The 12,211-nt window shown below is 60.0% G+C and carries 15 protein-coding genes and 1 other RNA gene; 6 read left to right on the forward strand and 10 right to left on the reverse strand.

Translation table 11 applies throughout. The features are described 5' to 3' along the window. Positions 1–161: 161 nt before the first annotated feature. The 4 genes from V5N47_RS12830 to V5N47_RS12845 form a co-directional block, all read right to left on the reverse strand. Positions 162–1,880: an acyl-CoA carboxylase subunit beta gene (locus tag V5N47_RS12830; RefSeq protein WP_338728033.1), complete on the reverse strand. Its 1,719-nt coding sequence runs from the start codon at positions 1,878–1,880 to the stop codon at positions 162–164. 65 nt (positions 1,881–1,945) lie between these two features. Then, entirely contained in the window at positions 1,946–2,794 is an 849-nt protein-coding gene (locus V5N47_RS12835; protein WP_338728034.1) for a class 1 fructose-bisphosphatase, read from the reverse strand. Next, complete coding sequence (locus V5N47_RS12840; protein WP_338728035.1) at positions 2,791–3,576, reverse strand: aldolase; 786 nt, start codon at positions 3,574–3,576, stop codon at positions 2,791–2,793. The genes V5N47_RS12835 and V5N47_RS12840 overlap by 4 nt, the downstream gene beginning before the upstream one ends. 74 nt (positions 3,577–3,650) lie before the next feature. Continuing rightward, the gene (locus V5N47_RS12845; RefSeq protein WP_338728036.1) at positions 3,651–3,965 is read right to left on the reverse strand and encodes a hypothetical protein; all 315 of its coding nucleotides are present in this window, start codon (positions 3,963–3,965) and stop codon (positions 3,651–3,653) included. 121 nt (positions 3,966–4,086) lie between these two features. Between V5N47_RS12845 and V5N47_RS12850 the strand changes: the two genes are divergently transcribed. Then, positions 4,087–4,944, forward strand: a complete 858-nt coding sequence (locus V5N47_RS12850; protein ID WP_338728037.1) for a 3-hydroxyacyl-CoA dehydrogenase NAD-binding domain-containing protein — start codon at positions 4,087–4,089, stop codon at positions 4,942–4,944. Here the strand turns inward: V5N47_RS12850 and V5N47_RS12855 are convergent. Next, positions 4,932–6,050, reverse strand: coding sequence for a glycosyltransferase (locus tag V5N47_RS12855; RefSeq protein WP_338728038.1), 1,119 nt, complete (start codon positions 6,048–6,050; stop codon positions 4,932–4,934). The two genes, V5N47_RS12850 and V5N47_RS12855, sit on opposite strands and share 13 nt — an antisense overlap. Before the next feature lie 24 nt (positions 6,051–6,074). Continuing rightward, entirely contained in the window at positions 6,075–7,127 is a 1,053-nt protein-coding gene (locus V5N47_RS12860; RefSeq protein ID WP_338728040.1) for a glycosyltransferase family 4 protein, read from the reverse strand. Between the two features lie 173 nt (positions 7,128–7,300). Between V5N47_RS12860 and V5N47_RS12865 the strand changes: the two genes are divergently transcribed. From V5N47_RS12865 to V5N47_RS12875, 3 genes are all read left to right on the forward strand, one after another. Then, entirely contained in the window at positions 7,301–7,576 is a 276-nt protein-coding gene (locus tag V5N47_RS12865) for a ribonuclease P protein component 4 (RefSeq protein WP_338728041.1), read from the forward strand. Between the two features lie 82 nt (positions 7,577–7,658). Next, positions 7,659–7,904: a YhbY family RNA-binding protein gene (locus tag V5N47_RS12870; RefSeq protein ID WP_338728042.1), complete on the forward strand. Its 246-nt coding sequence runs from the start codon at positions 7,659–7,661 to the stop codon at positions 7,902–7,904. Continuing rightward, complete coding sequence (locus V5N47_RS12875) at positions 7,905–8,777, forward strand: mechanosensitive ion channel family protein (RefSeq protein WP_338728043.1); 873 nt, start codon at positions 7,905–7,907, stop codon at positions 8,775–8,777. A gap of 70 nt (positions 8,778–8,847) precedes the next feature. On the opposite strand, the gene ffs is transcribed toward V5N47_RS12875, so the two are convergent. Both ffs and V5N47_RS12885 read right to left on the reverse strand, forming a co-directional pair. Beyond that, positions 8,848–9,160, reverse strand: an RNA gene (ffs, locus tag V5N47_RS12880) — signal recognition particle sRNA. A 44-nt stretch (positions 9,161–9,204) separates the two neighbouring features. Beyond that, positions 9,205–9,654 carry a hypothetical protein gene (locus V5N47_RS12885; RefSeq protein WP_338728044.1) on the reverse strand — a complete coding sequence of 150 codons (450 nt, stop codon included), beginning with the start codon at positions 9,652–9,654 and terminating at the stop codon, positions 9,205–9,207. 85 nt (positions 9,655–9,739) lie between these two features. Between V5N47_RS12885 and V5N47_RS12890 the strand changes: the two genes are divergently transcribed. Continuing rightward, on the forward strand, positions 9,740–10,039 hold the full coding sequence (locus V5N47_RS12890) for a DUF5798 family protein (protein WP_338728046.1): 300 nt from the start codon (positions 9,740–9,742) through the stop codon (positions 10,037–10,039). A 46-nt stretch (positions 10,040–10,085) separates the two neighbouring features. Continuing rightward, positions 10,086–11,066, forward strand: a complete 981-nt coding sequence (locus tag V5N47_RS12895; protein WP_338728048.1) for a PLP-dependent cysteine synthase family protein — start codon at positions 10,086–10,088, stop codon at positions 11,064–11,066. Between the two features lie 2 nt (positions 11,067–11,068). Here V5N47_RS12895 and V5N47_RS12900 read toward each other — a convergent pair whose 3' ends face one another. After that, positions 11,069–11,476 carry a CoA-binding protein gene (locus V5N47_RS12900; protein WP_338728050.1) on the reverse strand — a complete coding sequence of 136 codons (408 nt, stop codon included), beginning with the start codon at positions 11,474–11,476 and terminating at the stop codon, positions 11,069–11,071. Positions 11,477–11,545: 69 nt separating this feature from the next. Continuing rightward, complete coding sequence (locus tag V5N47_RS12905; RefSeq protein ID WP_338728052.1) at positions 11,546–12,166, reverse strand: ATPase domain-containing protein; 621 nt, start codon at positions 12,164–12,166, stop codon at positions 11,546–11,548. Between the last annotated feature and the right edge of the window lie 45 nt (positions 12,167–12,211).

The raw sequence follows: 12,211 nt of genomic DNA on the forward strand, positions 1-12,211 counted from the left end.
ACACACTGGCCGATATGACGCCTCTTTCAGCACCACAACGGCGAAAACAAGTAAGCAGACTGACCGCATAGTTACATGTCGCTTACACCAGCACCGCACTGCTAGCACGGACATAACGTTCCACCAACCCAGAGTGTTTAAAAATCCGTCCTGTTAGCCGATTAGAGGATGGTGCCGTGCTTCTTGCTCGGCAGGTCTTTTTCGACGTTCTCGTAGAAGTTAAATCGGTTTACGAGTTCTTGGCGAAGCGTGCTCGGTGGCACGATTTCGTCCACGACGACTTCGCTTGCCATGCGGTGGATGTCGATGTCGTGGCGGTACTCTTCGCGGAGTTCTTCGGTGCGTTTTGCGCGCTCTTCAGGGTCTTCGATGGCGTCTAAATGGTTACGATAAACGGCGTTAATCGCAGCTTCAGGCCCCATAATCCCGATTTCACCGGTTGGCAGCCCAATCACGCCCTCTGGATCGTACGCTGGTCCGGACATGGCGTAAATGCCTGCGCCGTACGCCTTGCGGATGACGACCGACTGCTTTGGCACAGTGGCAGACGAGGTGGCGTAAATCATCTTCTTGCCCTGCTCTAAGATGCCCTCTTTCTCGACTTGCGACCCGGCCATGAAGCCCGGCGTGTCACAGAGATAGAGCAGCGGCACGTCGAAGGCGTCGCACTTCCAGACGAACTCTGCGGCCTTCTCTGCAGCCTTCGGGAAGATTGCACCCGCGCGGTGGGCGGGTTGGTTTGCGATGATGCCGACTGGCCGCCCGTCAAGCCGGGCGAACGCCGTGATAATCTCCTTGCCGTACTCGGCTTGCAGCTCGAAAAACGAGTCGCGGTCGACGATGCGCTCGATGAGGTCAACCATGTCGTAGCCACGATTTGGCTCGCGCGGAATCATGCCGTCGATGCCCTCTGGGGATTTTGCCGGTGGCTTTGGCTCTGCGCGCGGCGGTTTTTCATCCGCGTTGTCCGGGAGATAAGAGATGAGTTTCGCGCCGAGTTCGCGGGCGTGTTCTTCGTCGCGGGCGACGAGGTCGGCACTCCCGGTGTGTTTTGCGTGCACCGCCGGGCCGCCAAGGTCTTCCATCGAGATGTCCTCGCCGGTGACCATCTGCACCATGCGCGGGGAGGCAATCGCCATCGCGCTCATCTTCTCGACCATAATGGTGAAATCAGCGAACACCGGCGTGTACGCTGCGCCCGCAATACACGGCCCGTAGAGCACACAAATCTGTGGCACACGCCCGGAGAGCATCGAGTGGTTGTAGTAGTACTTGCCAATCCCTTCGCGGTTGGCGAAAAAGCCGGTCTGCTGGTCGATGCGACCCCCAGACGAATCCATCAGGTAGAGCACGGGCTTCCCGCTTTTGAGCGCGCGCTGTTGCATCCGCAGGAACTTCTCGACACCGTGACGGGCCATCGACCCGGCTTTCACGGTGAAGTCGTTCGCCATGAAGTGCACCTCGCGGTCTTCGAACTCCGCAGCACCTGTGATGAGGCCATCGGCAGGAAGTTTGTCGTCTGCGTCGAACTGCGCGAACTTTCCGTCTTCGAACAGCAGTCCGTCGTCGAACCAGAGTTTCATCCGGTCGCGGACGAACAGCTTTCCTTGGTCGGGGAGGCGCTGTTTGTACTTCTCCGGCCCGCCGAGGTCGATTTCCTCGATTTCTGCCCAGAGTTGCTCCTCGCGCTCAGTTGGCCCGAAGTCGTCCGCTTCGGGTTCCACTTCTGGTTCCGGCAGGTCGCTCCCGTCTGCGATTGCGGCGGGTTCGTCCGCTCCGCGCACGTACACCTCGACCTCGTTTCGGAAGTTTTGGGCGAGGGCTTCCGCGATGGCCGCGGCTTCCTCCTCGTTTGCACCTTTGGCGATGGTGACTTTCATGAAAAACCAGAAGAGGTACGGGATTGAAACCGTTTCCCTTGAAAATTGATGAGGGTTATCGACCCTCAGTCTGCGAGTGCGGCTTCGAGCCGGTCGATGAGGCGAGAATTGCCGACGTGAACCGGCACGCGCTGGTGGAGGTCGGTCGCCTCGACCGAGAGCAGCGACTGGGTTCCATCGGAGGAACGGCCACCCGCGGCTTCTACGATGTAGGCGATTGGGTTCCCTTCGAACTGCAGGCGGAGTTTCCCCTCCGGGCGCGAGCGCAGGCCGGGGTAGGCGAAGATGCCACCGTACGTGAGCACCTGATTCACGTCGCCAATCATCGCCCCGCCGTAGCGCAGTTTCAGCTCTTGTTCTATCTCGCGGGCGAACTCGGTGAACGCGGGCGTCCACTCGGAGACGCGCCCGCCGAAGCCGTAGGTGACTGGCTCGTCGGGGAGCGTGATGTCCTCGCGGACGACGCGCTTTTCGCCGTCTTCGACGATGTACTCGGTCACGCTGTCATCTGTGGCCACAATCATCGTCGTGATGGGGCCAAAGAGGACGTAGGCGGCCGCGACGAGGTCGTGTCCACTCGCGGGGAGCGGCGCGTCATAGACGCCGAGAATCGTCCCCATCGTGTTGTTGGACTTGAGGTTCGAGGACCCGTCAAGGGGGTCACAGGCGAGGTGATACCCGGCCGCGACGGGGTTTCCGTCGATTTCGTCGCGCTCTTCTGAGGCGTAGGTCGCAACACCGTCGAGCGAGAGCAGGCGCTCGCTGAGGAGGTCGTCCGCGTAGAGGTCGGCCGCGAGTTGGGCCTCGCCCGACGGATTCTCCGCTGCTTCGTAGGTGCGCCGTCCGGTTAGCCCCGCACGGATATCGGGGGCCGTCTCGGCGACGGTGTCGATGATGCGCGCGAGTGTGCTCATTCGAGGGCGGCTTCGACGGATTTGCCGTTGAAGATGAGCTCTTCGAGTGCGTCGAGGATGTGTTCTGGCTCCTCGCGCTGCCAGACGTTGCGGCCCACGGCGAGGCCCTTCGCGCCAGCGTTCATCGCGGAGTTGACCGTCGAGAGGAACTCCTCGTCTGAGGTCTTCGACCCGCCGCTCATGACGACTTTCGTCGCGCCTGCGGCCTTGACGGCGAGTTCCATGGCATCCTGGCTGCCTGGGTACTTGACCTTCGCAATGTCAGCGCCGACTTCGTGGGCGATGCGGGTCGCGTAGGCGATGGTGTTCGGTGAGGTGTCGTTTTTGAGTCCCTGTCCGCGTGGGTACGACCACATGACGACGGGGAGGTCGTACTCGCGGGCTTTCTCTTGGACGTCGCGGAACTCTTCGAACATCTCGACTTCGTGGTTCGACCCACTGTAGACGGTAAAGCCAACGGCGTCTGCGCCAATCTCTGCGGCGTAGTCCACAGAGCAGTTGACTGGCGAGTCTGGCTCGCCCATCCAGAGGTTCGAGGTGCCGTTCATTTTGACGAGGAGGTTCACGTCGTCCTCGTAGGACGGGTAGTAGGCTTCTGCGAGCCCTTTCTGGACGGCAAAGGCACTCACTGCGTCGTGTGTTGCGATGTCGAACACCGTCTTGGGGTCCATCCGCTCTGGGACGTCGGTGAAGTCCACCGGACCGTGTTCGAGACCGTGGTCGTACGCGAGAATGAGTGACTTTCCATCCCGGATAATTGGGGAGTCGTCAACCGGAATCATACGGCTAAAACTGGGGTGACTTTGCTTAATAGTCTATTGGGTCGAGTTGTGCCGTATGCCCACGTATCCCACGCCTACGCGCCCGAATCCAACTGTCGCCAATCGTCGCGTCTGAGCCGGTCGATTGTCGCTTCGACGGTGTCGCGTGGCACCTCAAAAAAGCGGAGCCGACCAACCGGCGTTCTGAACTTGATGACACAGGAGTGTTCGGTGAGCGTGTACGCGGTGAGCGACTTCCCAGAGCCGTGGCGCAGTGAGACGAACTGGTCTGTCGGTGCGTTCTCGGTCAGATATTCGCCCAACTCACAGCTCAGCCGGTGGGCAGACTCAATGTCAAACGGAGCGACATCGTGCCCAAAAACGTGGTCGCGCACACCATGCGATGCCATGAATTACCATAGTCGGTTCGTTCGCTATAAATTATGGTATTCGTGGACACGCCTGCCAGTTTGTGCGACTGTCTCCCACGACTTCGGCACGTTTACACCCCCTGCCGAGAGTGGTTCTCGTATGCGCGGAATGGACGACATCAACACGATTGGCGTGATTGGCGCGGGAACCATGGGCAACGGGATAACGCAGGTTGCGGCCGCCTCGGGCTACGACGTCGTGATGCGCGACATCAAAGACGAGTTCGTCGAGCGCGGGCTGTCAGCCATCGACGACTCGCTCAGCCGCTTCGTCTCGAAAGAGAAACTGAGCGAAGCCGAGAAAGACGCTGCAATTGACCGCATCACGGGTACGACCGAGTTCGAGGACCTCGCAGACTGCGACCTCGTCATCGAAGCCGCCGTCGAGAACATGGAGGTCAAACAGGACATCTTCTCTGACTTAGACGACCTCATGCCCGAAGACGTGGTCCTCGCCACGAACACGAGCACGCTGTCGATTACGACCATCGCAAGCGCCACGGAGCGCCCAGAGCAGGTCGTTGGCCTCCACTTCATGAACCCGGTTCCCATCATGACGGGCGTCGAAGTCGTCATCGGCGAGAAGACGAGCCCCGAAGTCGGGGAACTCGCCCACGAACTCTCTGAAAAACTCGGCAAGGAGACGTGGGAATCCGACGACAAGCCGGGGTTCATCACCAACCGCATCCTCATGCCGTGGCTGAACGAGGGCATCCGGGCCTACGACGAAGGTCTCGGCACGAAAGAGGACATTGACAAGGGCATGACCCTCGGCACGAACGTCCCGATGGGGCCGCTCCAACTCGCAGACCACATCGGTCTCGACGTGTGTCTGCACGCGAGCGAGACGCTGTTCGAAGAACTCGGCGACCGTTACAAGCCAGCGTATCTGTTAAAGCGCAAAGTCGCTGCGGGCGACCTTGGCAAAAAGACCGGACAGGGCTTCTACGAGTACTGAGCCAGTTCGCGTTCGTACACGTCTAACAGCTGGTCAACCGCCGCTTCGACGCTGATCTGGTCGCGGCGGTTGACGCAATTTTCGCTCAGTTCTGCATTGTTTTCGAGCGCTTGCTCTATCCCCGCGCTGAAGCCTGCGATGTCACCCGGTTCGAAGTGATAGCCGGTCACACCATCGATGACCGTGTCTTCGAGCGCTCCGGCGTTTACGCCCACGACGGGCGTCCCGGCGGCATTCGCTTCGAGCGCGACGATGCCCTGCGTTTCCACCGGACTCGGGAACGCAAACACGTCGAGGGCGGCGTAGAACGACGGGAGGTCTTCGCGGTCGAGGAAGCCGAGGAAGCGAATGTCCATGTCCATGTCTTCGGCGCGGGCTTCGAGCGTTTCGCGGGCGGGGCCGTCGCCGCCGAAGACGACGGTCACGTCCAGCCCGGCCACCGCGTCGAGAATGGAGGTGAGCGACTTCTCGAAGCCGTGGCGTCCGGTGTAGCCAACGAGCGGCTGGTCTGGGTCGATGCCGTGTTTGTGTCGAAACTCCGCACCGTCGGTGGGGCGAAACGTCTCGATGTCAACGCCGTTCGGGACGACTTCGACCCGGCTCTCGATGCCGACTTCGTCGGTCAGATGCCGTTTTGTGTCCTCGCTCGGGACGAGCACGGTGTCTGCGTGGCCGAAAAACCAGCGTTCGTAAGATTCCGCGATGCGACCAAGGCCGTTCGAGAGAAATTCGCGTTGGGCAAGGTAGTCTGCGTACTCGCTCGTTGGCGTGTGATACGACGTGATGAACGGTGCGTCCACCTCACGCGAGAGCCGAAGCCCGCCAAGCCCGAGTGAAAACGGCGTGTGGGCGTGGACGATGTCTACGTCGGAAACGGCAGACGGTACGGAGGGCGTGCCGAGATAAAAGCCGTCGTAGAAGGGGAACGGAAGGCTACGAACCGCATGTTCGCCCTGGTCGGGGCTGTAGCCGCGCGCTTTGGGAAACACGATGTCCATGCGCCCGCCGCGGGCAAGCCAGCGTTCGCGCCACGTTTTGACCGTATACGTGACCCCGTTGACCGTGGGTAGGTAGGTGTCCGTGAACGCGGCGACCCGGGGCATCATTTCTCACCCTTGTCCAGCCGAGACTTAATGGTTTGTGACATCACGATAGATTGTAAGAAGCTCGGTTGCGACGCGGTCTAATCCGTGTTCGGCAGCCGTCTGTCTCGCGTTTTCGCCGAGTTGTTTTCGAAGTTCTGGTTCTGCTGCCAGTCTGTCAAGTGCCTCGCGGAACTCCGCGTGGGTCGAACACTTGAGACAGTCTTCGCCGTGGGTGTAGAACTCAGAGAAGACAGGAATGTCGCGGATAACGACCGCCTTGCCACAGGCCATCGCCTCGAGGACGGCGATGCCCTGATTCTCGTTTTTCGTCGGGAACAGATACACGTCGCCCGCACCGTACGCGCCGCGAATGTCGTCCACCCACCCGGTGAACGTGACGTTTGCTGGCGGGTTGTTCACCCACTCGGTGACGGTTGCGCTCGCCTGCGGGCCGGTGTCGTAGGTGCCGAACCATGCGAAGTCGTACTCGGTCTCTTCTGCGAGTTCGCAGAACGTCGTGAGGCCTTTTCGCTCGAAGACGCTCCCGACGGCGAAAACGACCATTCCGGAGAGGTCGTATTTGTCCCGATACTCCTCGCGCAACTCTTCGTGTCCTTCGAGTGCCTCCGTGTCCACGCCGTTCGTAATCGGGCGAATCGGGGCGGTTACAGGGTACGATTCGAGGATGTCCTTCGTGAACTCGCTTGGGCAGAGCACGAGGTCTGCCTGGGAGTAAAACCACTGCAGGTAGCGCGCGAGAACCGGTGCGGCGAGATTCGACCCACGAAAGCTCTCTGCGAAGTCTTCGCCCGTCGTGTGGGCGTGCAAAACGAGTGGAATGCCCTTCGATTTCGCCCGTCTGGCAAGCGCGAGCGAAACTGGGCCAATCGTGTTCAGGTGCACAAGGTCTACCGATTCGAGCAACGGACCACCGTGGAGCGCGCTCCTGAGTCCGCGGTCTACGTTTCCACCCACCCACGGGGAGGTGATGACCTCTATGTCGGTCTGTTCGAGAGCCGCGCGTTGCTGGTCGGTTGCGGTGCCAATCCCGCTCCGCGCTAGCGCCGATTCCAGTTCAAGATAGTTGAGCGCGCGCACAGCAAAACCGACCCACGGATGCCGATTAACTGTTGCGGTAACAGCGGTTAATAATCCCGTCAATCGGAATCTATTTATATGCAACAACAAATCATTTCGCTTGGGGCAACACAGGAGCTTTTCTTTCCTTTGTGTTCGGCCCCGGAAACCCCCCACCCCACCCCTCGTTTCCGATGACTACTATTGCCGAAGAGCGGATTGCGCGCTTGCACAACCTTTCGAGAGACGCCGTCAAAACCGGGCATGATGACCGGGCACGCGAGTACGTGAGACTGGCCAGACGTATCGCAGAGCGACACCGGTTGCGCCTCCCGCGGGAGTTCAAACGATTTACGTGTGCCTCGTGCGACACATACCTCGTCCCCGGCCGCAACGCGCGTGTGCGATTACAAGATGGACACGTCGTCATCTCGTGTGAGTGTGGCCACCACGCACGCCACCCATACTAAACTGTTTTCCCTAACCTGACACCGGGCACGACGGCCATACCTCAATATTCACATAGCTCCGGTTAATAAAGCGCATAAGCCAATGGTAAATCAAGACTTGCGGAAAGAAGCCCACGATGTCGAAGTCACCGTCTGGGTCGGCAAGAGCGGCCACGGTGCTGTCCTCGAAGAGCTGAAAACCCAGCTCCAAGACCGAAAGCTGGTGAAAGTCAAGTTCCTTCGCGCGTCGCGGGGCGGAACATCGGTCGAAGAGATGGCCGAAGAACTCGCGGAAAACGCCGGTGCAGAGGTCGTTGATACGCGGGGCAACACGGCGGTTTTCCACTAAATGGTTAGCACACTTCCGATTTTCGAGCAGCTTCTTGGCGAGACGTACGGCCTCATCGCGACGCAGTTCGTGCTGTTCGTCGGCGCGTTCATCGCGGTGTTCCTGCTCGGAAAAATCATCGTCACCCCACTTTTCGACCGCGTGGTTCGCTCGCGGGGCTTAGACGAACACGCTCGCCAGCCGCTTCGTCGCCTCGTCTCGGTCATCGTCCTCTTTACGGCCATCTCCGTTGCCTTCGGCGCGGCTGGCTTCGGCAGCTTCCTCACCTCGTTGGCCACCATCGCGGCGGCCGCCACGCTCGCCATCGGCTTTGCGATGCAAGACGTCATCAAGAACTTCGTCGCGGGCATCTTCATCTACACGGACAAGCCGTTTCGCGTCGGTGACTGGATTGAGTGGGACAGCTACTCGGGAATCGTCGAAGACATCAGCTTGCGGGTCAGCCGCGTGCGCACGTTCGACAACGAACTGCTCACCGTTCCGAACTCGACGCTCACCGACGGCGTCATCAAGAACCCCGTCGCAAAGAACAAGCTTCGCCTGAAATTCGTCTTCGGCATCGGCTACGACGACGACATCGACGCGGCGACGAAAATCATCGTCGAGGAAGCCGAAAAACATGAGGGCATCATGAACGAACCAGCGCCGACGGTTCGCCTCACGGAACTCGCAGACTCGTACGTTGGCCTCCAGTCGCGCATCTGGATCGACAACCCGAGTCGCGCAGACTTCGTCAAGACGCGTGGTGAGTACATCACGAACGTGAAAAATCGGTTCGACGAAGCGGACATCGAGATTCCGTACCCACAGCGCGACCTCTCTGGGGCTGTGGTTCTCCAGAACGGGTCTGACTTCGGCGCGGTCGAACAGTAGGCACTCATTTTTTTACTTTCCGAGCCAGCGACACACAGCGCAGCGGCTCAGGAACGTGAATACGGTATGAATGCGGACGGACGGAGTTGCCTGGCGTTCCAACACGGGGAATCCCGGTTGCCGCCTCCACCCCGCACCCCTTCGAGCGACAGGTGTCCACGAGTTCGCTGCTCGCTTCCGCGCCTGACGGGTTGCTCGCGGTTAACCACGGTGGGACGTCCCTGCAGACGTTCACCGAAAGACCGCTGTCCCCGAAGGACGAGGCTTCTACGTTGGCTCCCGGGGCCCGCGCCGGTCTGACCGGACGCACCCGTTGTTCGGTCCCCACTAAAGACCATAGCGTGGGTGACGAGCAGGGCCTAACTGCCCGACCTAGTCCAGTTATTTGATAACTGGTTCCGGCTTAAGGGCCTTTCGACTCTTGGCGCTAAAATAACTTGAGGGCGCGGGCGTACCACACGCCGCTCACGGGCACGCCGAGCGAGCAAAGCAGCACAATCCAGCGGTGATTCTCCATGAGCGTCGCGCCGAATGCACTCTCCACCGTCGTGAGACTGCCGAGCACGTCAATCGGCACGGCCACCGCCCAAAGCAGCGTCAAAAGCACCATGAACACGCCGAGTGCGCTCGTCGCCGCCGCGACCGTCACCGGCTCGGTGCGCTGTTTGTACCCGGCCACAAAGGCGATGAGCGTCACGAGCGCGAAGCCAGCCGCACCAAACACGCCAGCGAACCCACTCGTATAATAGACGGTCAGCCCGGAGGCTGCGCTCTCGGGCAAGATGAGATAGGGTGCGAGAATCGCCACGAGAACGGCGATGTCAGCGGCGATACCGAGCAGGGGGGCGGGGGTGTGTACCTCGAACTCCTCAGCCATTTTCGAAGAGTTGTCGGGGAGTCGAATTAAACGCCCCGTTCTCAAAGCCGCAACGCACAGGTAGTTCCGCCCCAAACGCCCGGCCATGGGACTTGGTGGAACCGCAAAGAAGTTGCAGAAAGTCGCAGATACCGCAGAAGAGTTGTACAAGCGCCTCAACGAGTTGCGCGAACAGATTCTGGCGCTCAGACAACAGGTCGAATCGACCGGCGAAAAAGTCGAGTCGGTGGAGGCCGACCTCAAACAACAGCGTGTCCTCTTAGAAGCACTCGCGGAGAAAGAGGGCCTCGACGTTGACGAACTGCTCGCGGAGGCCAAAGCAGCAGACGCTGAGCAAGAAGCGGCCACGACCCCCGCAGAAACGCCAGCGGAAAGTAGCGACTGACTGGCAAAACGTGCCGATTTAATTGGTCGGGTGCGAACCACCGGCTATGACCACGCACCGAGAACCGCTCGACTCGGTTCTTGATACGATAGGCGAAACCCCGCTCGTCCGGGTCACAGCCTCCGTTGACGCTGTTCCCGTCTATGCGAAGCTCGAATCGTTCAATCCGGGCGCGAGCGTGAAAGACCGCATTGGCCTGTATATGTTAGAACAGATGCTCGACCGCGGTGAACTTTCGCCGGGCGGCACGGTCGTCGAGCCGACCGCCGGGAACACCGGCATTGGGCTCGCCATCGCGGCAGGACAACTCGACCTGAATGCGATTTTTGTCGTTCCAGAGCGCTTCAGCGTTGAAAAGCAACAGCTCATGGCTGCCCTTGGCGCGGAGATTATCAACACGCCGACCGAGGACGGGATGGGTGGCGCAATCGACCGTGCGCATCAACTCGCCGCTGAACTCGACAACGCCGTCGTTCCTCAACAGTTCGCAAACCCGCTCAACGCAGAAGCACACTACGAACTCACCGCGCCGGAGATTTTCGACGCCCTCGATGGTAACGTCGGAGCCATCGTCGCCGGATGTGGCACTGCGGGGACGCTCATGGGAATCGCCCGATACGCGCTTGAACAGGACGAGGACATCCACATCTGCGCCGTCGAACCCGAAGGCTCGCTCTACTCGACGACGAAGGGAAAATCGGCAGCAGAAGCCGAGTACAAAATCGAGGGGATTGGGACGCACGACGTGGCGACAAACGAGCTGTTCGACCCCGACCTCGTAGACAGCGTCGCGCAGGTGAGCGATGAGGCCGCCCACACCGAGTTGAAGCGGCTCGCACGCGAGGAGGGGCACCTCGTTGCCTCGAGTTCGGGTGCGGCGAGCGTGGCCGCCCAGCGCCTCGCCGCGAAAATCGAGTCCGGTGTGGTTTCTGCCCCACACGACTCGGTCGTCACCATCTTCCCCGATTCGAGCGAGCGGTATCTCTCGAAGGGTATCTATCGCTCGTTCGACGAGTGGGAAAATTAGGGTTACAGCAGCCGGGCGTGTTCGACTTTTAGACACCGACTTTGGACGAACTGCTTGCCTGCAGCTTCTGCTTTTTTCGCCGCTTCGTCGTCGCGGATGCCGAGTTGTGTCCAGATGACCGTCACGTCGTCGCGTTCGAGGGCGGCGTCTACGATGGCGGCAACTTCCTCAGAGGGGCGGAACACGTCTACGATGTCGATTTCCTCTTCGACATCGGCGAGCGAGTCGTAGGGCTCCATCCCGAAGATCTCGTCCGCGTACGGGTTCACCGGGATGATGGTGTAGCCGTGCCGTTGCATATACTTCGGAATGTTATGGGCGTCTTTTCCGGGGGTCGCAGAACAGCCAACGACAGCAATGGTTTTGAGTCCGAGAATTTCGCGGAGTTCAGCGTCCGTCTCGACAGGCATAGCTGTACAAATGGGAGCGCGCCGCAAAAGGGTACTGCAGGTGTGCATCACACACGCCATCGGACCGTGTTACGCGGTTGACGTTCTGAGCGTGACCTCCGGCGTCTCTTGGTTGGTTTCGATGACGCCGTCGAACAGTTGGGCCATCATGTTCATCGTCTTCTCGTCGTGAGCCGTAGACTCCATCACGAAAATTCCGAGTGCGTTTGCGCTTTGGGTCCTCCCGGTGAATACGTGGAGGAAGCGAAACACCGTCTGGATGTTCGAGTAGATGATGAGCGTTGAAAGCGAGTGGAGCATCACGCGATTGCGGTGGATCCCCTGATTGGAGTAAAAGTGCTCGAGGAGCTCTGAGAGTTTAATCCCAATCCCGGTCATATCGTGCGGTGAGGAGGCGAACTTGAGCGTGGCGGTCTCGTTGGCCGGCCCGATTCCTTGGTGTTTGGTGACGCAATCGACGATACCCAGTGGCACGTTGTCGAGGGACCAACCCGTCCGCGTGTACTCTTCTATGATACGGTCACCACTGTCTTTGGTCGAGATGACGATGCCGCCTTCATCGTCCTCGAACCCCTGTTTGAGAATGTTGAGCGCCAGCTGTCGCTTTCCAGAGAGTGGCGGCCCAGTAATGAGGAGGTTCGACCCAGCCTCTATCGTCTGTCCATTGAGCTTCGGCCCGAGATTATACATCGCCGGGATTCACCCCTGCACGTGTGGACATCGATGGACAAGAGT

This window comes from Haladaptatus sp. DJG-WS-42 (assembly GCF_037198285.1).
Classification (GTDB): domain Archaea; phylum Halobacteriota; class Halobacteria; order Halobacteriales; family Halococcaceae; genus QDMS2.

Excerpts from the sequence above, each read along its gene's own strand:
- V5N47_RS12830 (WP_338728033.1), bottom strand. The coding sequence starts at position 1,880 with ATGAAAGTCACCATCGCCAAAGGTGCAAACGAGGAGGAAGCCGCGGCC.
- V5N47_RS12835 (WP_338728034.1), bottom strand. The coding sequence starts at position 2,794 with ATGAGCACACTCGCGCGCATCATCGACACCGTCGCCGAGACGGCCCCC.
- V5N47_RS12840 (WP_338728035.1), bottom strand. The coding sequence starts at position 3,576 with ATGATTCCGGTTGACGACTCCCCAATTATCCGGGATGGAAAGTCACTC.
- V5N47_RS12845 (WP_338728036.1), bottom strand. The coding sequence starts at position 3,965 with ATGGCATCGCATGGTGTGCGCGACCACGTTTTTGGGCACGATGTCGCT.
- V5N47_RS12850 (WP_338728037.1), top strand. The coding sequence starts at position 4,087 with ATGCGCGGAATGGACGACATCAACACGATTGGCGTGATTGGCGCGGGA.
- V5N47_RS12855 (WP_338728038.1), bottom strand. The coding sequence starts at position 6,050 with ATGATGCCCCGGGTCGCCGCGTTCACGGACACCTACCTACCCACGGTC.
- V5N47_RS12865 (WP_338728041.1), top strand. The coding sequence starts at position 7,301 with ATGACTACTATTGCCGAAGAGCGGATTGCGCGCTTGCACAACCTTTCG.
- V5N47_RS12870 (WP_338728042.1), top strand. The coding sequence starts at position 7,659 with ATGGTAAATCAAGACTTGCGGAAAGAAGCCCACGATGTCGAAGTCACC.
- V5N47_RS12875 (WP_338728043.1), top strand. The coding sequence starts at position 7,905 with ATGGTTAGCACACTTCCGATTTTCGAGCAGCTTCTTGGCGAGACGTAC.
- V5N47_RS12885 (WP_338728044.1), bottom strand. The coding sequence starts at position 9,654 with ATGGCTGAGGAGTTCGAGGTACACACCCCCGCCCCCCTGCTCGGTATC.
- V5N47_RS12890 (WP_338728046.1), top strand. The coding sequence starts at position 9,740 with ATGGGACTTGGTGGAACCGCAAAGAAGTTGCAGAAAGTCGCAGATACC.
- V5N47_RS12895 (WP_338728048.1), top strand. The coding sequence starts at position 10,086 with ATGACCACGCACCGAGAACCGCTCGACTCGGTTCTTGATACGATAGGC.
- V5N47_RS12900 (WP_338728050.1), bottom strand. The coding sequence starts at position 11,476 with ATGCCTGTCGAGACGGACGCTGAACTCCGCGAAATTCTCGGACTCAAA.
- V5N47_RS12905 (WP_338728052.1), bottom strand. The coding sequence starts at position 12,166 with ATGTATAATCTCGGGCCGAAGCTCAATGGACAGACGATAGAGGCTGGG.